Below are 21,873 nucleotides of genomic sequence, written 5' to 3'. Positions count from 1 at the left end.
ATATGGTGGGGGATAATATGGAACTTCATATAATGGATAATGGGATTAATTCATTAAAAGTGGGATTAGATTTTTACAACAAATTTTTAGATAATCTTAATAGTTTAGATATTTCTGTAGATCACTATGGTAATCTTAAATTTTCAGTAATAGCAATACATAATTCAATAGAACTATTTACTAAAAAAATTCTTTCAGACATTAATGAATTTTTGATATTTAAGGTAGATATTGAAAGTGACGAAGCCGTTTGTAGGATGCTTCATAATCAGTATATTAAAGGAAGAAAAAAAGCAGGACTATCATACCATGCTACTTTTAGGGAAAATGATTATAAAACAATAGATTATAATAAGTGTATCAGCTTAATTAATAAAATATTTAAAGAAAATATTACAAATAGGCAGTATAAAACATTGGATAAATTAGCACAATACAGAAATACACTCACTCATTTAGGATATACATCAGTTTATGAGTGGTACAAGATTTTAATTACTCTTAATGACACTTTATATATTATAAAAGAGTTTTACGTAAAAAATATACTTAATGCAGATAGATATTTTGACGATTCTATTATGAATATCATGGATAAAACTTTAGAAAAGGCTAAAAAGGAAACACATGAGCAGTGGTTAGCTAGTAATGAATTAATTATAACTTGGGTGAATGATATTATAGATAAGTGCTTGGAAAATAAAAATATTGAAAATGTAGAATATAAACTAGATAAGGAATATGAGTTCTATCAAACTATAAAGTTTCAAGTTATTAGAAAATCAGGGAAAGAAGCTATTAAGTTAAATTTTATTTATTCTGAAATAAATGAAGCAATTATATTAACCAATGAAGAAGGAGATATTATATCTATTATTAGTATAGATGATGAAAATATTAAATTTTTTGAAGAGCCAGATGGTATTGAAAAGATATATAGCTTCTATCCTAAGAAACATATATTGTATAAAAGTGATGAGGTATATAATATTTCAAGTCAAAATGAATATGGAAAGTTAGAACTTAATGAACAAAAATTTGATGTAATAATATCTAAATATATGAAGATAAAAATGTAATCAGATAATTTAACTAAGATAGCTTTGGATGCAGAATTAATTATAAACATTATATTTTGTGGAGTGAGTTTATTTAAGTATAAGCTCTATTTTTTAAAAAATTGGAGGTGAAACCATGGCGACAAGAGGAAGAAAACCAAAACCAACGGCTCTAAAAGTTCTTGAAGGAAATCCAGGAAAAAGACCATTAAATATAAATGAACCCAAACCTGAAAAGAAAGCTCCAAAATGTCCGTCATGGCTTGAACCGGAAGCTAAAAAAGAATGGAGAAGAATGACAAAGACATTAGAGAAAATAGGTGTACTTACCAAAGTTGATGCAGCCGCTTTTGCTGGGTACTGTCAAGCTTATGCAAGGTGGAAGGAAGCAGAAGAATTTTTAACAAAGCATGGGACTATTTTTAAAACACCATCAGGATATATTCAACAGGTGCCCCAGGTTTCTATTGCTCAAACCTATCTTAAAATTATGAAGGACTTTTGCTCTGAATTTGGATTAACACCATCATCCCGTACTAGGATTAGAGTAGGTACAGAAACAGGTAAAACTGATGATCCTATGGAAGACATTCTAAGGATGGTGTAAAGATGTTTGATGAGGAGAAAGCAGAAAGGGTAGTAAATTTCATAAATAATTTAAAGCATACAAAAGGTGTGTGGCATGGAGTTCCCTTTCATTTATTACCATGGCAGGATAAAATTATTAAAGATATATTTGGAACAGTTAAGGATAATGGATATAGAAAATACAATACAGCTTATGTAGAAATTCCAAAGAAAAATGGAAAAAGTGAAATCGCCGCAGCTATAGCTCTTTATCTTACCTGTGCAGATAATGAATGGGGAGCTGAAGTTTATGGATGTGCCGCGGACAGGCAGCAGGCTTCAATTGTTTTTGATGTGGCGGTAGATATGGTGGATCAATGTCCGGCACTTAAGAAAAGAATAAAGCCTGTAATATCTCAAAAGAGATTGGTTTATATACCTCTTGGAAGCTTTTATCAAGTTCTATCTTCAGAGGCATTTAGTAAACATGGACTTAATGTTCATGGAGTAATTTTTGATGAGTTACATGCACAACCTAATAGAGAATTATATGATGTTATGACAAAGGGCAGTGGTGATGCAAGAATGCAGCCGCTGTTCTTTTTAATTACAACCGCTGGAACAGATAGAAATTCTATATGCTATGAGGTACATCAAAAGGCGGAGGATATTTTAAGGGGCAAGAAAATCGATAAAACTTTTTATCCAGTAATTTATGGTACTGCAGACAACGAAGATTGGGGAGATGAAGCTAATTGGTATAAAGCGAATCCTTCTCTTGGATATACCATACCTATTGAAAAGGTTAGGGATGCTTTTAATAGTGCAAAAGAAAATCCAGCTGAAGAAAATATATTCAGGCAGCTTAGACTTAATCAATGGGTTAAACAGTCTGTAAGATGGATGCCTATGGATGTTTGGAACAAGTGCTCTTTTGAAGTTAATATTGAAAAACTTAAGGGCAGAGAATGTTATGGCGGCTTGGATCTTTCAAGTACTAATGATATTACTGCCTTTGTTTTAGTATTCCCTCCAATAACTGAGGATGATAAATATTATGTTTTACCTTTCTTCTGGATACCAGAAGATAATTTGAAACTTAGAGTAAAAAGAGATCATGTTCCCTATGATGTATGGAAGAAGCAGGGCTTTCTTGAAACTACAGAAGGAAATGTTATTCATTATGCTTTTATTGAAAATTTTATAGATAAACTTGGAACACAATTTAATATAAAGGAAATAGCCTTTGACCGCTGGGGAGCTGTGCAGATGGTTCAAAACTTAGATGGCTTAGGTTTTACTGTAGTTCCTTTTGGACAAGGATATAAAGATATGAGCCCACCAACAAAAGAACTTATGAAAATAACTCTGGAACAGAAAATAGCTCATGGGGAACATCCAGTTTTAAGCTGGATGATGGACAACATATTTGTAAGAACAGATCCAGCTGGAAACATAAAGCCGGATAAAGAAAAGTCTACTGAAAAAATAGATGGAGCTGTTGCATTAATAATGGCTCTTGATAGAGCAATAAGGCATGAATCTAAAGAATCAGTTTATGAAAAAAGAGGAATGAGAAGTTTACTTGATTAGGAAGTGATGTTTTGAAATTTATAGATAGATGTAAGCTTTTTCTTACTCCACAAAATGCATTATTTGAAGTCCTGCAGAAATATTCTCAGGATTTTTTAGCTGGTGAAGATGTTCCTACAGCAGATAATTCAACCATAGATGCCAATACAGCTATGAGTTTTACAGCAGTTTTTGCTTGTAACAGGGTACTTTCAGAAACTCTTGCCAGTTGTCCTATATTTTTATATGAGAAAGACAGTAAAGGTAATAGAATTCAAGTTACAGATGCTCCAGAATATCAGTTGATGCATTATAATCCAAATCCAGAAATGACTCCGGGTCAGTTTAAGGAAACAGGAATGAGCAATATGAACTTAGGAGGAAACTTTATAGCTCAGAAGGTATTCAATCTCCATGGTGATTTATTAGAACTCAGACCTATTTTATGGAACAGAGTAAGGATTGATATAGATAAAGACACAGGAAAGCTGCTTTATTTTATTGATGGTAAAACTGAGCCGAAGACAAGAGATGAAATACTGCATATACCGGGTTTAACTTTAGATGGTTATATAGGAGTAACACCTTTAACTTATGCGGCATTAACTATTGATATTGGATTATCTCAAGACAAATTTGAAAGAAATTTTTATCTTAATAGGGCATCGACAAGTGGAATATTTCAGTATCCTAATGAACTAGGAGACGAAGCTTTTAAGAGATTAAAAAAAGACATAAAGAAAAATTATACGGGACTTTCCAATGCAGGAGTACCAATGATACTTGAGGGTGGAGGTCAATTTAAAGAAGTTACTATGAAACTTACTGATGCACAGTTTTTAGAATCCAAGAGATTTAGGATAGAAGATGTATGTAGAATATTTAGAATACCACTTCATTTGGTACAAGATTTAACAAGATCCACGAACAATAATATAGAACATCAGAGCCTAGAGTTTATTGTTTATACTATGCTCCCTTGGTTTAAAAGATGGGAAGAAAACTTGAATTTGCAGCTGCTTTCAAATGAATCAAAAAGAAAAAATAGATATTTCGAGTTTAAGGTGGACGCACTTTTAAGAGGAGATGCCCAGACTAGAGCTTCAGCTTATGCACAGGGCAGACAATGGGGTTGGCTAAGTGTAAATGATATAAGAAGACTTGAAAACATGGACCCGATTGAAAATGGAGATATATATTTACAGCCTTTAAATATGAGTGAAGCTGGTACTGATGATATAGAAAATAAAGATAAGGAATTGGCAGAGAAAATATATGAAATGATTTCAAAGGGCGGTGAGAAACATGAGTAAAGGTAAGAAGTTCTGGACATTTAATGCAAAAGAAAATAGTAATGAAGGAGAACTGCTTTTATATGGAGATATAAGTGATTCTACTTGGTGGGGAGACGAAATTACACCTAAAAATTTTAAGGAAGAATTAGATTCACTTGGGGATATTAAAACCTTAAATGTTTATATAAACAGCGGCGGCGGTGATGTATTTGCAGGACAGGCGATATATTCAATGCTAAAAAGGCATAGTGCAACAGTTAATGTTTATGTGGATGGACTTGTAGCAAGTATAGCTTCAATAATTGCTATGGCAGGAGATAACGTTAAAATGCCTAAAAACGCAATGCTTATGGTGCATAATCCTTGGTCTTTTGGTATGGGTAATGCAAATGATTTTAGAAAATTAGCTGATGATTTAGATAAAGTAAGAGAAAGTATGATCTCAGTATATGAAGATAAAACAGGAATGGAGAAAGAAAGTATAGTTGAACTGCTGGATGCAGAAACTTGGATGACAGCAGAGGAAGCAGTAGAATTTGGCTTTGCAGATGAAATTGAAGAAGAAAAACAAGTAGCAGCTTCGTTGAATAATAGAATATTTGCTATTGATGGATTAAAAGTTGATATTACTAGATATAAAAATCTTCAAGTAGGCAAAATTCAGTTTAAAGAGTCAATTCCAAGTGAAAGTAAAGTTAATAAGATTAAAAAAGAACAGCCTGTTAATATAGAAGAAATTAAAGAAAAAGTTACAGATAATAATAAAATTTCGGCAGCTAAGGATGAAAAGCAGGTTCCTATAGATTTATATAAAAAGTTAAATGAAATTCATGAGAGGAGATTTAGTATATGAGTTTAAAAGAAATATTAAAACAAAAACTTGACTCACAAGCAGCTATAGTACAAGGCGCAATTAATGCAGCAAGAGCAATGAATGAAGAGGAGCAAAAGTTATATGATGATTTAGAGGTAGAAATTAAAAATCTTGAAAAAACAATAGAAGCAGAAGACAAGCTAAAAGAAAGAGAAAAGCTTAATAAGACACCAGTCAATGAACCTATATATGCTAAACCTAAAGATCCTAATGAAAAGAAATGGAAAGGCGGCATGGGAGAATTTCTTCAAGCTGTAGCAAAGGCATCTTCACCTGGTGGAATAATGGATAATAGACTCATATATCAAAATTCAGCATCAGGTTTGAATGAAAGTGTAACGTCTGAAGGCGGCTTTATGCTGGAAAATGATTTTATACAGGATATGTTTGATGTTATGATGTCAGAAAGCCAGGTTGCAAATAGAATAAGGATGATTCCAATAGGTGCAAATACCAACAGACTCAGGGCTCTCGGCATTGATGAAACCAGCAGGGCTAACGGGAGCAGGTGGGGTGGAGTCCAGGCTTACTGGATAGCTGAAGCAGAAACTGTTACAAAGTCAAAGCCTAAGTTTAGAGAAATTGATATGGCACTTCAGAAATTACTGGCACTTTGTTATGTTACAGATGACTTACTTCAGGATGCAACAGCTCTTGAGGCAATAGTAAAACAAGCTTATGCTGATGAAATGAGCTTTAAGATTGATGATGCAATTATTAATGGAAGTGGTGTTGGAATGCCGCTTGGGGTGTTAAATTCAGATGCACTTGTAACTGTAGCAAAAGAGAAAGATCAAGCAGCAGGAACTATAAAGTATGAAAATATACTTAAAATGTGGAGTTCAGTGCCTGCAAGGCTTAGAGCTAATGCTGTGTGGTATATTAATCAAGAAATAGAACCACAGCTTTACACAATGGCACTTAATATAGGAACAGGAGGAGCACCAGTATTTCTACCGTCTGGAGGAGCTTCAAGTTCACAGTACAGCACTCTTTTAAATAGACCAATAATTCCAATAGAGCAGTGTTCTGTGCTTGGTAAAAAAGGAGACATCATACTTGCAGATCCAACCCAGTATATAGGAATAGATAAAAAAGCACCAACAGCAGATGTATCAATACATGTGAGATTTTTATATGATGAGCAGGTGTTTAGATTTATTTATAAATTCAATGGTACTCCTTATAGAAATAAACCAATTACGCCTTATAAGGGAGCTAATTCTTTAAGTCCATTTGTTACTTTGGCTGACAGATAAAAAATTGTTTATATAAGTGATGTATTAGGCTATAATATAATAAAAAATATTATTTGTTGGAGGAATTATTATGGAGAAAATAAATCAACAAAATAACTTATATGAACAATTCCTAAAATATTCATATTGGGATTTAAAAGAACTATTTAAAAAGGCAAAAACAAAAGAAGAACAAGATTTTTATATGAATCTATCAAATATGGTGCTGCAAAAAGAACAAAAAAGGATAATAGGTAAATAGAGATGGCTACGTATACCATATTTGCTGGTGTTAATGGTGCTGGAAAGACATCAATATATAAATCCATTTATTATGAAAGAAATAAAAATGAAAAAAGGATAAATACAGATGAGATGGTAGCAAGAATAGGTTCATGGAAAGATAGCAATCTTCAAATTAAGTGTGCAAGAGAGGCTGTAAAACTTATAAATTATTATATTAAAAATAATATATCATTTAACCAAGAAACTACTCTTTCAGGTAAAAGTATTGTTAGAAATATAAGAAAAGCAAAAGAAAAGGGATTTTATGTAGTTATGAATTTTATTGGAGTAGATAGTCCTGAAGTTGCTAAAGAAAGAGTTAGAATTAGAGTTTTAGAAGGTGGGCATGGAATTTCAGAAGAGACTGTGGAAAGAAGATATTATGAATCATTAGAAAATTTAAAGATATTGATGCTTGTCTGTGATGAAACAAATATATATGATAATACAAAACAAATTGAGGAAATAGCCTATTTGATTAATGGGGCTATTAAATGGAAAAGTAAAAATATGCCTAAATGGAGTAGGAAAATTCTAAAGTGAAACTAGCTTAGTATATTGAATATTAAGCTAGTTTTTTATGTTCAAAATATTAATAATGTATAATTGAGGGAGGTTATTACAATATGGCAATAATTGAAAAATATAAATTAGTACAAGCATTTGAACCAAGGACGACAAATGCTGCAATAACAAGTAATTATATAACTTTAAAGAATTCTATTACAGCAACAGTTGTTGTAAATTTAGCTCAAACAGTGGGGCATACAACTCAAGTATCTTTATATCAAGCACAGGATATAGAAGGGACAGGTGCAAAGCCTTTATCAAGTGATGTCCCTATACTTGCAAATGAAGATGTTTCAGCAAGTGATATATTATTAAGGCAAGCAGATGGAGTAAGCTATACTGTAGTAAATACTGCAAAGAATAAGCAGGTAATATTTCACGTTGATCCAGCTAAACTTGATATAAATAATGGGTTTACTTGTTTAAATGTGAGAATTGGAGCTAGTTCACAGGCTACAAACTTTGCAAGTGGCGAATTTATATTGGAGAACAAATATGCTGGGGATGAAAAAAATTAGATATTAGTTGATTAAATTTTGGGGAGCTATTTAGGCTCTTTTGTTTTTTGGGGTGATTTTATGGCATTAAAAATTATAACACCACCAGCAGCTGAACCCATAACTTTGGAGGAAGCAAAACAGCATTTAAGAGTAACCGGAAGTGATGATGATATTATTTTACTCAGCATGATCAAGCAGGCTAGAGAATTTTGTGAGGACTTTCAAAACAGAAAGTATATTACTCAAACTTTAGAAATGGTGCGGGATTATTTCCCGGAGGATAATTGTATTTCATTTAAAAACTGTTCACCAGTTCAAAGTGTAGAAAGTGTAAAGTACTATGATGCAGGTGGACAGGAGTATATATTTGATTCAAGTAATTATATTGTTGATACAGATAGTTTTGTTAATAGAATTGTACTTGGATACTGTAAATTATGGCCAACAATAGCATTACAAACTGCTAATGCTGTAAGAATTAGATTTACAGCTGGTTTTGGAGATAAAGGAGCAGATATTCCAGAAACAGTTAAATGGGCAATGATTCTTCATATGAGGCTTCTCTATGATGATTATAAGCCTGATGAAAGAACTAAAATTGAAGAAGCAAGAAACTCATTATTGAGTATGAATAGAGTGATACCAGTATGAGAACTGAGAAATTGAAACATAAAATAATCTTTCAAAAACTTACAGCAACTACAAATGAAAATGGATTTGAAGTTGAAATATGGGAGGATTACTCAACTGTTTGGGCATCAATATCAAATTTGATGGGAAGAGAATATTTTGCAGCTGCAGCAGTGCAGGCAGAGAAAACTGTTAAATTCACTATAAGATATTTACATGGCATAACAGATGATATGAGAATACTGTTTGAAGACAAGCAGTACAATATAACTTTCATAGATAATATTAAATATAGAAACAAATATATAGAAATAAAAGCTTTGGAGGTTGAGAATAGTGGGTAATATAGAACTTATTGGTGTTGATGAAATATTAAACAAACTTCAGCAGATAGGTTCAAATGTAGGAAGGCTTGAAAATAAAGCATTAAAAAATGCGGCAGAACCTGTACTTGAAGATGCAAAGACAAATGTTCCTGTAAGAACCGGAAAACTTAAAAAAGGTCTTAAGATAACTAATGTTAAAAAGAAGGAAGGGGTAAAGTACATCCTTGTAGGTGTGGATAAAGGAGACAATTCAGAAATATTTTATGGAAAATTTATTGAATTTGGAACCAGTAAAAGAGCTGCACATCCTTTCCTGCAGCCTGCTTATGAAAAAAATAAAGATGATATAAAAAGAATTATAGCTGAGACTCTAAAGGAAGGATTAAAGTGATAAGCAAATTAGTAGTAGAAGCTTTAAAACCTCTTAATGTACCTGTTTCATTTCAAAAGTATAAAGGGAAAGAAAATACCTATATAACTTTTTTTAATTATCTGGAACAGGGTGAGCAGTATGCTGATAATGAAGAAAAAGCTATAGGATATTATATTCAGATAGATGTATGGAGCAAAAACGATTATACAGAGCTTGTAGAAAAAGTAAAAAATGTTATGAAAGCCGCAGGGTTTATGAGAACTTCCGCGGCTGATTTATTTGAGGATGATACTAAAATATATCACAAGATAATAAGGTTCTTTATTCATATGGAAGGAGGACAATAATTTATGTCAGAAATAGTAAACAGTGCTCCTATAGGAGTAGAAAATTTAGTCTATGCAGTTTTAACAGATGAAATTGCTTCAATTTATGGTACGCCGGCTTTAATTTCACCAGCAATAAATGTAAAAATAAGTCCAAAGAGCAATTCGGATACGCTGTATGCTGATAATAAAGCTGTAGAAACAGCTACATCATTAGGTGAGATAGATGTAGAAATTGAAACACAGGATTTACCACTTGAAGTACAGGCGGCACTTCTTGGACATACGATTGATTCAACAACTAAAGTTATGTGTTCTGATGTTCAAGATTCAGCACCATATGTTGCTGTAGGCTTTAAAATTAAAAAAGCTAATGCCAAGTATAGATATGTATGGCTTCTTAAAGGCAAATTTAGTGAACCGGAAGAAGAACATTCATCACAGGAAGACAAAACAAAATTTCAGACACCTAAAATTAAAGGTACATTTGTTACAAGAACTGATGGCAAGTGGAAATATACAGCTGATGAAGATAGTGGATTTACAGGTGGAGCCGCATGGTTTGGCAGTGTATATAAACAAGTAACGATACCAGCGGCACCGACTAATCCAGTACAGGATGATATAGCCAATACTTTTGGATGGACTAATGTTAGCGGATATGATAATACATCAGATTATGAGTACAGTACAGATGGAGGAGCAACATGGTCAGCAGTAACAGAAAATCCACAAAATGTTGGAAATAGTGCTTATGATTTAGGAAAAATACAAGTAAGGGTAAAGGCAGATGCGGAAGCTGGCAGATCAGCGGGATTAGTATTAAGTTCAACTTTAGCATATACTGCAGGTTAATTTATCCGATAAGTAAGATTCATTGATAGGGGGGTAAAGTCTATGGAGATAACATTGAACAATAAAACTTATGTAATGCCTAAAGTTAAAACAAGAATGCTTAGAAAGGCTATTGAAATTAACGAAAATATAGATTTTAGCAATATGAAGACAAAAGATTTAGATGGACTTGTGGATTTTATAGTGGAGCTATATGGTAATAAATTTACCAGAGACAATTTTTATGACGGACTGGATGCAGATAAACTGATAGAAACTCTTAACAGCAGCATAAACGGAATAGTGGGAAACCTGGGAAATAAATTAAATGAATTCCCAAACAAGTAGGCGGAGAAGCAGATGAAAAGCTTTCTCCGCTTGATTTTATAAAGGAGATCTATTCTAAGCTTTTAGAGCAGGGATGGACACTAAATGATGTTGATGAAATGGATATATTTTTTTACTTTGATATCTTAATTTACAGGGCAAATAAGAAATATAAGCAAAATTTAGATGCCATTTTAAATATATTGTAAAGAAGGTGAGAGAGTGGCTGAAGAACTGGGAAGTCTGGCTGTGAAGATAGGACTGGATTCAAGCGGGTTTCAAAATGGCATAAGCAGTATCAACAGAAATCTAAGAGTGCTTGACAGTGAATTTAAGGCAAACACTGCGGCACTTAGAGAAAATGGAAAAGGTCTTGAGGGACTTAAGCTGAAATCACAAAGCCTTTCAAAGCAATTGGATCTTCAAAAGCAAAAAGTAAGCACCCTTGAAAATGTCTATACCAAAAGTGCTGAAACTAAAGGTAAAGACAGCAAAGCCACCCAAGACCTTGAGATAAAATTAAATAAGGCAAGACAAACCCTGTCACAGATGGAAAATGAACTTTCAAAGACCAATAAACAAATAGAGACACAGAGCAGCAGATGGACTTCTTTAAGTAAAAGTTTGGAGAATATAGGAAGTAAAATGAAATCCATAGGTGACGGACTGGCAGGTGCGGGATCTAAACTTTCACTTGCAGTAACTGCCCCTATTGCCGCCGCAGGAGCTGCAAGTGTAAGGCTTGCCTCAGACACAGCGGAGAGCATGAACAAAGTGGAGGTTGCATTTGGAAGCATCAGTCAAAAGGTAAAAGACTGGTCGGATACCACTTTAAAAAGCTACGGCATAGCAAAGGGTACAGCACTTGATATGTCAGCTCTCTACGGAGATATGGCAACAAGCATGGGATTAAGCCAGGAAGAAGCTGCAAAGATGTCCATGTCCCTTGTAGGACTTGCCGGAGATCTCTCAAGTTTTAAAAACATAGATATAAAGCAGGCGGAGGAAGCTTTAAACGGCATATTCACAGGAGAGACTGAGAGCCTGAAAATGCTGGGTGTAGTTATGACAGACACAAATCTCCAGCAGTATGCCTATTCTAAGGGAATACAGAAGAGAACCCAGGATATGACCGAAGCGGAAAAGGTACAGCTCAGGTATAACTATGTCTTGGACAAGACAAAAAACGCCCACGGCGATTTTGAGCGTACAGGTGCAGGCACTGCCAACCAGATGAGAGTATTTCAGGAGAGTTTAAAGGAGCTTGGTGCTGCAATGGGACAGAATATACTCCCTGTAATAACTCCCATAATTGCTGCATTAAATGAATGGATACAGGCATTTGGAAAACTTGACCAGGGTTCCCAGAGGATAATACTAATCACAGGGGCATTAATTGCTGCAGCTGGTCCGGTTCTTGTTGCAGTTGGAAGTGTGATAAAAGCTGTAGGTGAGATATCTACAGCCATTTCTAAGGTATCAGCTGCCGCAGGAAAATTGGGCGGCATGTCTAAGATATTAGGAATGGTGTTTAATCCCTGGGTTATCGGCATAGGACTTGCCATACTTGCAGGTTATGAAATTTATAAACACTGGGATGTTATTAAACAGGGAGCTTCTGACCTCTGGAACAATCTTACTGCTGTTTTTGAAAATATCAAAATGTCTGTATTCGGTGCCTGGGAAAATGTAAAAATTGTTACACTTGCTGCCTGGGAGACTTTAAAAAATACAATGATCAGCGGTCTTAACAGCATAAAGAGTTTTCTGGAGCCCGCTTTGAATTTTTACAGGACAATATTTCAGAATACCTGGGACATTATAAAAAATGTTGTTTCAGGAGCGGTTCTTATAATCCTTGATATAGTTACCGGAAACTTTACAAAGCTGAAATCTGATACGGAGCATATATGGACAAATATAAAAACGGCTTTAACAAATATATGGGAAACCATAAAAAATACTGCTGTAAATGCCTGGACCAGACTTAAAGAATCTGTGACAGGCTTGTGCAGCAGTATAAAAGAAACTGTGATTAATATTTGGAATTCGGTGCTGTCCTGGTTTTCAGAACTTCCTGGTAAACTTTATAATTACGGTTCAAGCATGTTCACCAAGATGAGAGACGGAGTTAAAAGCACCATAGGAAGCGTAAGAAGTTCCATAGAAGGCGGCATAAACAGCGCACTAAGTTATCTGGCAGGTTTACCGGGCAGAGCATGGAGCTACGGAGTGGATTTCGTAAATGGAATTGTTAACGGCATAAGATCTGCCATAGGAAGGGTAGAAGATGCGGTAAGTGCTCTGGCTGCTAAAATAAGAAGCTATCTTCACTTTTCAGTTCCGGATGAAGGACCACTTACCGACTATGAAAAATGGATGCCAGATTTTATGGTTGGTTTAGCAGAAGGAATAAATAAGAGCAAATACATTGTTGCTGAGGCTGTAAATGGATTGTCCTTAGATATGAAAGTGAACTCTAATATAGGAGAAATAGCAGTACCCTATAATAATTTAAATGAAAATGAAAATCTAAACAATAGAAGTGGAGTTATTTTGCATATAGATAACTTTAATAATTATACCCAAAAGGATATAGAACAGCTGGCCTATGAACTGGAGCTTTACAGAAGGAAAATTTCTATGGGAAAGGGAGGAATTTAGAATGCTTAGTTTTAACTTTGCTGGCAGGAACAGTTATGATGATTATGGCATTTTAATAGCTCAAAGACCAGTTATTCCTTCTCCTAAACGCAGAGTAAATATGATAAATATTCCCGGAAGAAATTCTAATTTAAGGTTTGATGAAAAAACCTATGATGATATAACACTAACGGTTGAGTGTTCAGTAAAGGATACGCAGAATCTTGCAGATAAAATTGATGACATAAAAGCCTGGCTTTTTACAGCAGGCGAGAGTGATTTGATATTCAGCTTCCAGCCTGATAAGAAATATATTGCCCAGGTAGTAAATGCCATTGACTTTAAACAGGTGTATAAATACTTCAGTGAGTTTCCTGTAATATTTAACTGCAGACCTTTTAAATATGCAGTGGAGAATGACATGGTGAATATAATAAATTCAGGTACGGCTGTAATGAACCCGGGAACTATGGAAAGCGAACCCATAATAAGCATCCACGGCTCTGGTGATATAGTTCTTAAAATAAATGGACAGCAGATAAACCTCAAAGATGTAACTGAAAAAGTTATAATGAATTCAGTTATACAGGACTGCTATGATGATGAAGGAAATAATCTTAATGCAAAGATGGCAGGGGAGTTTCCAAAACTGAAACCGGGGGAAAATATAATGGAATGGAACGGAGATGTTGTTAAAGCTGAACTTCTGCCAAACTGGCGGTGGCTGTGATGATATGTGTTTATGATAAGAAGACTGCCAAAGGGAACTTTGACAACAGCGGCCTCGGAGTATTAAGTGACGCTGTGAGCTGTTATATAACTGAAGAATTAAACGGTGATTATTCATTAGAACTTGAGTATCCTGCAAATTCTAAAAAGGCAAAATACCTTACAGAGTGGAATATCATCAAGGCGGACGGGCAGCTTTTCAGGATATATAAAGCGGAAAAAAGCAGCGGTGTTAAAAATGTCATCAAAGTGTGGGCAAAACACATATTTTATGATCTCTTGTATTACTTCATAGAAGATATGCAGGCTGAAAACTGCAGTGTTAAGACAGCTCTACAGAAGTCCCTTGTAGGAGACCTGATAACTATATATTCTGCAGACAGTGATATTATAACTTCAAACTCCATAAGCGTTACGGAGAAAAATCCTGTGGAAGCCATATTTTCAATAATTGATATATGGGGCTGCGGGGAACTTAAAAGGGACAACTTTGATATCAGGATATTAAAAGCCATGGGAAGAGATGCAGGAGTTCTCATTGCCCGGGGTAAGAATATAACGGGACTGAAGTTCAATACAGATACGACAAGTGTTGTGACAAAACTCTACCCCGTAGGTAAAAATGGTGTAAAACTTACTGAAAAATATATAAGCGTCCCCAACTGGAACAGTGACGATTATCCGCCTTTTCCCATAATAAAAAAGGTGGAATTCAAGGATGCAGAAGATGAGGTTACATTAAGGCTGCTGGCACAGGAAGCGGCAGAGGTGACAGGCTTAAGCAGGGTGAACATTGACGTGGATTTTATTGAACTCAGCAGGACAAAGGAGTATGAAAATTATAAACATCTCCAGACAGTAAGCATAGGAGATCTGGTTATAGTAAGACATAAAGACTTTGACATCGATGTAAAAGTACCTGTAATTAAAATAAAAAAAGATGTTCTGGCAGGTGTGAATGCTGAAGTTGAACTGGGACAGCCAAAGGACAGCATATTTAACAAGCTTGATACGGCAAATATTAAAACAACCCTGGATGAACTGGGAAATAAGGTGGCCGCATCTTTCAGCTCAATGCTTTATTATGCCAATCCTGTGCCGCTGACTGTAGGTACATCTCCTGTTGAACCGGTTTATCTTGGGATAACGGCAGTGGCGGATACAAATCTGTCAATGAATTTCAGCATGTACTGCACAGCGGAAAGTTCGTGCACAGTAACAATTCAGATTCAGCTGGACAATGCAGATATTGTATTTACACCCAGGCAGAAATTGCAGCAGGGTGATAATGTTGTAGGTATGCCTCTTGGGATACCGCAGGTTCCGCAGGGGACGCATTATATAGCTGTGTTTTTAAAGGTGGATACAGGTACGATAAATATACCGATGTTCAATCTTCAGTGTATGATTGACGGAAGAAATCTCCAGGGTGGATTAAGTGCTCAGCACCCACATGCAGAATGTCTTGAGAGTCAGAAACTTGTGAATATAAACAGTTTGTATTTAAGTAAGGTGACAAGTAACTATATAGAAACGGAATTTCAGAATCCTCTTACTCAGATAATCGGAATTCATAAGACAGCAGATATATCAGCAATTATAAGCGGCAGAGAAATGAACACAAACTATGCTGTTTCAATTAAAAAGTACGGGGATATCCTGTATTTTATTCCACAGTACAAGTACAGGTATTCAATAGATGAAAATGTATTAATACTGGACAGTGATGGACTCTGCTTCAGGACAATTTACGAGGGAACGGCAGCAAGTGAGTCTGTAGATTCAGGTAAAATGTACAGCTTTGAACTTCTGGACAGCGGTAATTTTGCAGGCATTGAAAAACTGGAGGTGGAATAATTGGGTATATACACTGCAGCTGTGATTTCTCCAAAGGGAAACAGCGGCATGACTTTGTTGAGTTCTCATAATGATGACAGCACAGTTAGTTTCCCGGACATTGGTTTCGATTTTTTCTATAATGGAACAAACTGCAGAACTGCAATCAGCATAAGCGGAAATTCCTGGGTTGGTTTCACCGGTGCAGCTGAACAGCTTAAAATAAACAGGAGAGATGCCGGGGCGGATAATATCTGCTATGCAAAAGAAACAGCGAACGGCAGAACGACATTCAGAATCAGATGGGAAGGACATCAGAGCTACAGCAGCTGGGGCACTCTTGATCTTGTGTGGGAGCTTATACTGTTTGATGACAGTGCCATGGTGCTTGTGATTGACAAAATACCTAATACAGGTACGAATTCCTTTGCAAATCCTGTGCTTGGAACTACTGTTCTAACTCTTGAAAACAATAAGTCTTATGCTTTTATCCCCGGGCAGGAACAGGGAAAAGCGTATACTGTCAAGGAAGGTTCCTATATTCAGACCGACATAAAATATCTTGTAGCTGACGGAAGTGATATCAAGCACTGGGATACTGTAAGCGAAAGCTATGTCAAAATTTCAGAACTGCCGCTGACAGCAGAAAAATTTCAAACCTATGGTGATGATATCTGCCGTAAAGAAAGAACAGGACTTGTATCCTCATCTCCGATTTTAAAAATATGGTCGCCTTCAGAAGAACTGCCTGCACCAAAAATAATCCAGACAGTTGTTCCTAAACCTGTAATAGTAGGAATGCTGGAGGATGTTTCATTTAGTGAAGCCTATATACAGGATATTGCAAATGTTGTATTGACCATGGACAATACGGGAAGCGGAATCATAGCTTTTATAGTAAGCACAGACAGTGGAGTTTCATGGAAAGCATGGGACGGAAGTTCGTGGATACTGGTGGATATAACAAATATGCAGGATGTGAAATCAAAAGGAATGTCTGCTGCAGATCTTCAGGGAATTACTGAAGCACAATGGACATCTCTCGGACTTTCATATAAAAGGATAAGGTTTGCCTGGTATATGGAAGTTAGTTCAAGTGCGGATGTTTTAAAGTTGAAGGAGATAAGGGTTAATTATAATACTGTGTAGAAGAGGAAGTGGTCTAAAAATTTTTGGAGTGATTTAAATTTCCTCAAACTTCATGATATACTAGAATTAGTTACTGTAAAATAGTAATTTACGTATAAATGTTAATAGAAAGGTATGAAGAAATCATGGATACAAAATTAGAGATAGATAGATTTTTTAAAAACTATGTAATAACAATAGATGATACTTTTGGAAATGATAAAGAATTAAAAATGGTTTTAAATTATATACGAAATTGCAATTCATTTGAAAAACCAGATGGATATTTACTAAAAAAGAATTCCGTTTACGCAATTGAACATTTTCAAATTTCACAATATAAATTGAGGAAAAATCAGGATGTTTCTAGAATTGCAAAAGGTTCACAAAAAAATAGAGAAAAGATGAATGATGACAGAAACTTTGATTTAGAACCAAGTGTTCATAATTTGATTGTTTCATTAGAAAGAAATTTAAAGTCTCATAGTAATAGCTTTCAATCTTATAAAACAAATATTCTAAATATCAACGATTGTAATGAAAAAGTATATAAACTTATTATTTTTATAGAGGATTCAACAGAATCAGGGTATATTGTTAGAAATAGAGAAACTAAAATAATTAACCCATTGAAATTGAGGCAATTAGCAGAAATTATTTTAAAATATAAAACTGACGTTTGGGGAGTAATATATTCATATGGTAATGAAAAAAACAAAATACTGACAGGATGTACACTTAAAGACTTAGAAGAACAGATGAATAATGGAAAACTTTTTGATTCAAATGATTATGTTCCATTTGAAGTAGGAAAAAATATACATGTGTCAAAATCAGATAAAACTAAAGATTCTAATACTATAAAGATAAAATTTAATGAGCATATTTAGAATGAAAAATAGGCTAAATTAATAGAACAAATTCCTAATTTGAAGTTTAGAATTATGAATAGTAATTTTATCACTCAATAAACTGTTTTAAAGTTTATTGAGTAAGTATTTTTGAGGTGTTTAAAGTGAGTAAAGGTATAGGAGGTGCCTGCAGAAAGGTACTTGAAGATAAAAAAACAGTTATTTATGAATATTCGGCTTATAATCTCAATGAACCTAAGCTGAAAGATGTTAGTAATATATTTGATGGTGCCATTATAATTCGAAAATCTGGATTAGTTGAGCCAGAAATACATGAGAAAATAAAGAAATCCCCAAGTGGTAAAAAAAGAATTATTATAAAAAGAATTCCGGTGAATGTAGACTTTGGTGATTTATTTTCTGAAAAGATGATAGCAATAGAAAATTGTAGTAACTGCTGGCAAAAAACTATTGAAGGATACGATATTATAGGTCTTAAGTTATGTTTTATGATTTTTAATGAGTACCAGAAAATAGGTTCTTTACCAGAAGGTTTAGGGTATAATGTATGAGGATTTGAAGTAATTAACTTTATAATTGTTAATAGGAATATAAACTTCTAATTATAATTTGTGGTGGATAAATTCCAATTTTTATAATTGAATAAAACTAGCATTGGGTAATAATGTCTATTTAAACTTGTATAGATACTATATTCTTATTATGTGCAATATGAGAGTCATCAGTATGATATCACTAATTAATTTTTATAAGTTTCTTTTTGCATTTAATAAGTATAACTTGAAAGCATATCAATTAAGAGTTAACATACCACAAACATAAGATTTGGAGGTATGGATATGCTGGAAGAATTTCAGGAGTTTATTGATTTCTTTATTGATAAAAGACTTAATGATATTTCACTTGGTTTAGGGAAGAAAGATGACAATTACAAAAAATTAGAAATTACATTATCGGAAGTACAAGATAAGTTAATAAGTAAGACTGATGAAGAATTACAGGCATTATTTGTAGAATACGGGGATATTATAAATGCCCAGATGGCTGTTATATACAGGGAGATTTATATACGTGCTTATAAGGATGCTTTAAAGACGATTGGAATCTTTGAGACTATGAAAAAATAAGCAGAGTGTCATTCAGATTTTAGGGAGACTAATATGGATACAATAAAATCAATAAAGAACACATAAGAAAATGATTAATAAAAATTGTTATTAAGGATTAATACAAATATTTCTTATTAGATGACTAAAGGCCCATATCAAAATGGTATAGGCTTTTTTATATTCAAAATTTTAGAGAGGAGGAATCGTATATGACCTATAAACAAAGTTTAGCTTACAGCAAAGATTTAATAAAGGGAACTAAAATAGAAGTGTTGAAGAAAAAACTGATAATGCCTTTCACAGGCGCAGCTACAGTAAAGCTGTATGATTCACTTACAGGAAAACAGACCTATGAAGCTGAAAGTGAAAACAGGATATCTGCTGTATTTGGCAGCATAGCTTATCTTGACGGTTTCTACTATCCTATGCTGGATAATGATCAGGATAATCTGCTCACACGAATATATACAACTTATCCATTCAGGATAATGGTTCTCACTACAGGAGATATTGCAGAAGATCCGTATGATTATTTTACCTGGGGAAGCATCGTAGGTTATGCTGACAGCCTATATAAGTACAGCATCAGTGACAGCTTAAATGGTAATGTAAATAGTGCTGAAACAACAAGAAATGAAAACACAAAACACTATGTCATGGATTTTCCGACAAATGCAGCTAACGGAACTTTTAAAAGCATATACTGGACAGGCGGTGCAGGAACCGGGAGCAGTGCTCAAGTTCCCAGGATAAATCCGCTGTATGCCAGGAAAACTTTAGAAGAAGGCAGCAGTGGAAATTATCTGTCCGATTATAACTTATGCACAGATGAAACAAATCTTTATGCCCTGGAAATTAATTCAGAAACACTGCATGTATATGACAAGATCACAGGTGACAAGAAAAATGATGCAGCACTTCCTGAAGCCGCCAAGGCTGCAGCTTATGACGGCACGAATTTCTGGATACTTATAAGTGACGGTTCTTTTAAGAAGCTGGATAAAAATTTTGCAGTAATAGAGTCTTATCCTAAAAGTGCTGCTGTTCCGGGGGATCTTGTACATGGTGTGCATTATTATGATATAGCAGTAAATGCTGCCAATGTCTATATAACTTACAACGGGTGTACAGATTCTTCCGGCTCAATGTCCAAATATAAGAGCTGTATAGCTAAATATAATAAAGACGGCACTTTTTCTGATAAAGCTCAAATATATTCTGGAAATTACAATGAGATTACTCTGACTAAAATACCCAACAATAAATTGTGGGTGATAATAGATTATGGTGCCTGCCTGCAGCTTAACAGCGATATGAGTATTTACGGCACTTCAGATTTTACATCTACTGATTACGATAGTATTGTCTGGGACAAAGATACCTCAAATTTGTTCACATTCAGCGGTGATAGTTATGGAGAGTTAAAACAGCAGTATATTGTACCGGCTTCAGCGCATACGCTGCTTCCGGAAGCAGTAACCAAAACCCCTACAAATACCATGAAAATACAGTATGATTTTACCTGTGACTATGTGTATCCACTGGATATGCCACAGCATTAATAATATATGGAGGAGATAAAGTGAAAAATTTAATTAACAGTTTTCAATTAGTATTTACGGCTGTCGGAGCATATACCGGGTGGTTCCTGGGAGGCTTCGATGGCTTTTTGTATGCACTGGTTGCTTTTGTGGCAGTTGATTACATCACAGGACTTATGTCAGCAGTTCTTGAGAAAAAGCTTTCAAGTGAAATTGGCTTCAGGGGAATATTTAAAAAAGTGCTGATATTTGTGCTTGTGGGAATAGGAAACATAATAGATGTGCATTTGATTAAAAACGGCAGTGCAGTACGCATTGCTGTTATTTTTTTCTACATTTCCAATGAAGGTATCAGTATAATGGAAAATTCAGCTAAGGTTGGAGTTCCTGTACCTGAAAAACTGAAGAATATTTTAGAACAGATAAATGAGAGGAGAGATAAATAATGGCAAGATTATGCTTTGATTATGGACACGGTGGATTAGACAGCGGTGCCTGCTACAAAGGCAGGAAAGAAAGTTATGATGTTTTGAGTATAGGAAAAGCTGCAGCGGCAGAAGTCAGAAAATACGGAGTAACTGTGGATGAAACAAGGACTTCAGATGTCACGGTAAGTCTTGAAAAGAGGAGCAGCTTTGAAAACAGAGGCAATTATGATTATTTCATATCCTTTCACAGAAATGCATACCAGCCTGAAAAAGCGAAAGGAGTAGAAACTTATGCTTATATAAACACAGGAACAAAGGCTAAGTCACTGGCACAAAGCATACAGACCTCCCTTGCAGCTTTAGGTTTTATAGACAGGGGAGTGAAAACTGCAAACTTCCATGTTCTCAGGGAGACCAAGGCACCTGCTGTTTTAATTGAGGTTGGTTTTATTGATAACAGTGCAGATAATAATCTGTTTGATGCAAAGAGAAATGAAATAATAAGGGCGATAGCCAAAGCTATATTATCCCAGTTAGGGATCAGTTATACAGAAAAAATACCGGCAAAGCAGATATCCACCCAAAAAACTGTTTACAGAATTATGTCGGGTTCTTTTTCATCAAGAGAAAATGCTGAAGTTCAACTGAAAAAGTTAAAGGCAGCAGGCTTTGATGCCTGCATAATGATATATAATTAAGTAGAAATTTTATAAATAACGAATAAGGAATTGCCTGTAGGAGTTTAATCACTCTCGCAGGCTTTTTTTATTTTGTACTGAAAATTTTAGGACTTTTAGGGGTTCGATTATCCT

Annotated in this window: 25 protein-coding genes; all 25 read left to right on the top strand. The window is 34.6% G+C overall.

All coding sequences use genetic code 11. The features are described from left to right. Positions 1-17: 17 nt before the first annotated feature. The 25 genes from LKE46_RS09850 to LKE46_RS09730 all read left to right on the top strand — a co-directional run bounded on the left by LKE46_RS09850 (position 18) and on the right by LKE46_RS09730 (position 21,759). Complete coding sequence (locus tag LKE46_RS09850) at positions 18-1,079, top strand: hypothetical protein (RefSeq protein ID WP_291721311.1); 1,062 nt, start codon at positions 18-20, stop codon at positions 1,077-1,079. Between the two features lie 115 nt (positions 1,080-1,194). Beyond that, on the top strand, positions 1,195-1,665 hold the full coding sequence (locus LKE46_RS09845; protein WP_122057954.1) for a phage terminase small subunit P27 family: 471 nt from the start codon (positions 1,195-1,197) through the stop codon (positions 1,663-1,665). 2 nt (positions 1,666-1,667) lie between these two features. After that, entirely contained in the window at positions 1,668-3,218 is a 1,551-nt protein-coding gene (locus LKE46_RS09840; RefSeq protein WP_291721302.1) for a terminase large subunit, read from the top strand. Positions 3,219-3,229: 11 nt separating this feature from the next. Continuing rightward, a complete protein-coding gene (locus tag LKE46_RS09835; protein ID WP_291721299.1) occupies positions 3,230-4,510 on the top strand; it encodes a phage portal protein in 1,281 nt (426 codons plus the stop codon). Next, a complete protein-coding gene (locus LKE46_RS09830; RefSeq protein ID WP_291721296.1) occupies positions 4,503-5,345 on the top strand; it encodes a head maturation protease, ClpP-related in 843 nt (280 codons plus the stop codon). The genes LKE46_RS09835 and LKE46_RS09830 overlap by 8 nt, the downstream gene beginning before the upstream one ends. Beyond that, positions 5,342-6,625 (top strand): phage major capsid protein, encoded by a 1,284-nt coding sequence (locus LKE46_RS09825; RefSeq protein ID WP_291721293.1) that lies wholly within the window; start codon positions 5,342-5,344, stop codon positions 6,623-6,625. The genes LKE46_RS09830 and LKE46_RS09825 overlap by 4 nt, the downstream gene beginning before the upstream one ends. Before the next feature lie 70 nt (positions 6,626-6,695). After that, positions 6,696-6,866, top strand: coding sequence for a hypothetical protein (locus tag LKE46_RS09820; RefSeq protein WP_291721290.1), 171 nt, complete (start codon positions 6,696-6,698; stop codon positions 6,864-6,866). A gap of 2 nt (positions 6,867-6,868) precedes the next feature. After that, on the top strand, positions 6,869-7,432 hold the full coding sequence (locus LKE46_RS09815; RefSeq protein WP_291721287.1) for a zeta toxin family protein: 564 nt from the start codon (positions 6,869-6,871) through the stop codon (positions 7,430-7,432). 83 nt (positions 7,433-7,515) lie between these two features. After that, on the top strand, positions 7,516-7,977 hold the full coding sequence (locus tag LKE46_RS09810) for a hypothetical protein (protein WP_291721284.1): 462 nt from the start codon (positions 7,516-7,518) through the stop codon (positions 7,975-7,977). 60 nt (positions 7,978-8,037) lie between these two features. After that, entirely contained in the window at positions 8,038-8,610 is a 573-nt protein-coding gene (locus LKE46_RS09805) for a head-tail connector protein (protein WP_291721281.1), read from the top strand. Further along, positions 8,607-8,933 (top strand): phage head closure protein, encoded by a 327-nt coding sequence (locus LKE46_RS09800; RefSeq protein WP_291721276.1) that lies wholly within the window; start codon positions 8,607-8,609, stop codon positions 8,931-8,933. The genes LKE46_RS09805 and LKE46_RS09800 overlap by 4 nt, the downstream gene beginning before the upstream one ends. Further along, on the top strand, positions 8,926-9,306 hold the full coding sequence (locus tag LKE46_RS09795; protein ID WP_291721273.1) for an HK97-gp10 family putative phage morphogenesis protein: 381 nt from the start codon (positions 8,926-8,928) through the stop codon (positions 9,304-9,306). Before LKE46_RS09800 ends, LKE46_RS09795 begins: the two co-directional genes overlap by 8 nt. Beyond that, a complete protein-coding gene (locus LKE46_RS09790; RefSeq protein ID WP_291721270.1) occupies positions 9,303-9,635 on the top strand; it encodes a hypothetical protein in 333 nt (110 codons plus the stop codon). The genes LKE46_RS09795 and LKE46_RS09790 overlap by 4 nt, the downstream gene beginning before the upstream one ends. 3 nt (positions 9,636-9,638) lie before the next feature. Continuing rightward, positions 9,639-10,469: a major tail protein gene (locus LKE46_RS09785; RefSeq protein WP_291721267.1), complete on the top strand. Its 831-nt coding sequence runs from the start codon at positions 9,639-9,641 to the stop codon at positions 10,467-10,469. 42 nt (positions 10,470-10,511) lie between these two features. After that, on the top strand, positions 10,512-10,796 hold the full coding sequence (gpG, locus tag LKE46_RS09780; protein WP_291721264.1) for a phage tail assembly chaperone G: 285 nt from the start codon (positions 10,512-10,514) through the stop codon (positions 10,794-10,796). Positions 10,797-10,997: 201 nt separating this feature from the next. After that, entirely contained in the window at positions 10,998-13,439 is a 2,442-nt protein-coding gene (locus tag LKE46_RS09775; RefSeq protein ID WP_291721260.1) for a phage tail tape measure protein, read from the top strand. Between the two features lies 1 nt (position 13,440). After that, entirely contained in the window at positions 13,441-14,148 is a 708-nt protein-coding gene (locus LKE46_RS09770; protein WP_291721257.1) for a distal tail protein Dit, read from the top strand. After that, positions 14,148-16,004, top strand: coding sequence for a phage tail spike protein (locus tag LKE46_RS09765; protein WP_291721254.1), 1,857 nt, complete (start codon positions 14,148-14,150; stop codon positions 16,002-16,004). The genes LKE46_RS09770 and LKE46_RS09765 overlap by 1 nt, the downstream gene beginning before the upstream one ends. Further along, positions 16,005-17,132, top strand: a complete 1,128-nt coding sequence (locus LKE46_RS09760) for a hypothetical protein (RefSeq protein WP_291721251.1) — start codon at positions 16,005-16,007, stop codon at positions 17,130-17,132. It begins immediately after the preceding gene. Between the two features lie 125 nt (positions 17,133-17,257). Then, positions 17,258-18,001, top strand: coding sequence for a hypothetical protein (locus LKE46_RS09755; RefSeq protein WP_291721248.1), 744 nt, complete (start codon positions 17,258-17,260; stop codon positions 17,999-18,001). Positions 18,002-18,126: 125 nt separating this feature from the next. Then, the gene (locus tag LKE46_RS09750) at positions 18,127-18,534 is read left to right on the top strand and encodes a hypothetical protein (RefSeq protein ID WP_291721245.1); all 408 of its coding nucleotides are present in this window, start codon (positions 18,127-18,129) and stop codon (positions 18,532-18,534) included. 288 nt (positions 18,535-18,822) lie between these two features. Then, a complete protein-coding gene (locus LKE46_RS09745) occupies positions 18,823-19,110 on the top strand; it encodes a hypothetical protein (protein ID WP_291721242.1) in 288 nt (95 codons plus the stop codon). 191 nt (positions 19,111-19,301) lie between these two features. Beyond that, complete coding sequence (locus LKE46_RS09740) at positions 19,302-20,654, top strand: hypothetical protein (RefSeq protein ID WP_291721239.1); 1,353 nt, start codon at positions 19,302-19,304, stop codon at positions 20,652-20,654. 20 nt (positions 20,655-20,674) lie between these two features. Next, the gene (locus LKE46_RS09735; protein WP_291721237.1) at positions 20,675-21,079 is read left to right on the top strand and encodes a phage holin family protein; all 405 of its coding nucleotides are present in this window, start codon (positions 20,675-20,677) and stop codon (positions 21,077-21,079) included. Further along, on the top strand, positions 21,079-21,759 hold the full coding sequence (locus LKE46_RS09730) for an N-acetylmuramoyl-L-alanine amidase (protein WP_291721234.1): 681 nt from the start codon (positions 21,079-21,081) through the stop codon (positions 21,757-21,759). The genes LKE46_RS09735 and LKE46_RS09730 overlap by 1 nt, the downstream gene beginning before the upstream one ends. Positions 21,760-21,873 lie beyond the last annotated feature (114 nt).

It is taken from the genome of Clostridium sp. (genome assembly GCF_022482905.1).
In the GTDB taxonomy this organism is placed as follows: Bacteria; Bacillota; Clostridia; order Clostridiales; family Clostridiaceae; genus Clostridium_B.
This window is presented reverse-complemented; position numbering and strand designations above follow the sequence as displayed.

What these genes read in the sequence shown, in the direction of transcription:
- LKE46_RS09850 (WP_291721311.1), top strand. Translation starts at nt 18, where the DNA reads ATGGAACTTCATATAATGGATAATGGGATTAATTCATTAAAAGTGGGA.
- LKE46_RS09845 (WP_122057954.1), top strand. Translation starts at nt 1,195, where the DNA reads ATGGCGACAAGAGGAAGAAAACCAAAACCAACGGCTCTAAAAGTTCTT.
- LKE46_RS09840 (WP_291721302.1), top strand. Translation starts at nt 1,668, where the DNA reads ATGTTTGATGAGGAGAAAGCAGAAAGGGTAGTAAATTTCATAAATAAT.
- LKE46_RS09830 (WP_291721296.1), top strand. Translation starts at nt 4,503, where the DNA reads ATGAGTAAAGGTAAGAAGTTCTGGACATTTAATGCAAAAGAAAATAGT.
- LKE46_RS09825 (WP_291721293.1), top strand. Translation starts at nt 5,342, where the DNA reads ATGAGTTTAAAAGAAATATTAAAACAAAAACTTGACTCACAAGCAGCT.
- LKE46_RS09820 (WP_291721290.1), top strand. Translation starts at nt 6,696, where the DNA reads ATGGAGAAAATAAATCAACAAAATAACTTATATGAACAATTCCTAAAA.
- LKE46_RS09815 (WP_291721287.1), top strand. Translation starts at nt 6,869, where the DNA reads ATGGCTACGTATACCATATTTGCTGGTGTTAATGGTGCTGGAAAGACA.
- LKE46_RS09810 (WP_291721284.1), top strand. Translation starts at nt 7,516, where the DNA reads ATGGCAATAATTGAAAAATATAAATTAGTACAAGCATTTGAACCAAGG.
- LKE46_RS09805 (WP_291721281.1), top strand. Translation starts at nt 8,038, where the DNA reads ATGGCATTAAAAATTATAACACCACCAGCAGCTGAACCCATAACTTTG.
- LKE46_RS09800 (WP_291721276.1), top strand. Translation starts at nt 8,607, where the DNA reads ATGAGAACTGAGAAATTGAAACATAAAATAATCTTTCAAAAACTTACA.
- LKE46_RS09785 (WP_291721267.1), top strand. Translation starts at nt 9,639, where the DNA reads ATGTCAGAAATAGTAAACAGTGCTCCTATAGGAGTAGAAAATTTAGTC.
- gpG (WP_291721264.1), top strand. Translation starts at nt 10,512, where the DNA reads ATGGAGATAACATTGAACAATAAAACTTATGTAATGCCTAAAGTTAAA.
- LKE46_RS09770 (WP_291721257.1), top strand. Translation starts at nt 13,441, where the DNA reads ATGCTTAGTTTTAACTTTGCTGGCAGGAACAGTTATGATGATTATGGC.
- LKE46_RS09765 (WP_291721254.1), top strand. Translation starts at nt 14,148, where the DNA reads ATGATATGTGTTTATGATAAGAAGACTGCCAAAGGGAACTTTGACAAC.
- LKE46_RS09755 (WP_291721248.1), top strand. Translation starts at nt 17,258, where the DNA reads ATGGATACAAAATTAGAGATAGATAGATTTTTTAAAAACTATGTAATA.
- LKE46_RS09745 (WP_291721242.1), top strand. Translation starts at nt 18,823, where the DNA reads ATGCTGGAAGAATTTCAGGAGTTTATTGATTTCTTTATTGATAAAAGA.
- LKE46_RS09740 (WP_291721239.1), top strand. Translation starts at nt 19,302, where the DNA reads ATGACCTATAAACAAAGTTTAGCTTACAGCAAAGATTTAATAAAGGGA.
- LKE46_RS09730 (WP_291721234.1), top strand. Translation starts at nt 21,079, where the DNA reads ATGGCAAGATTATGCTTTGATTATGGACACGGTGGATTAGACAGCGGT.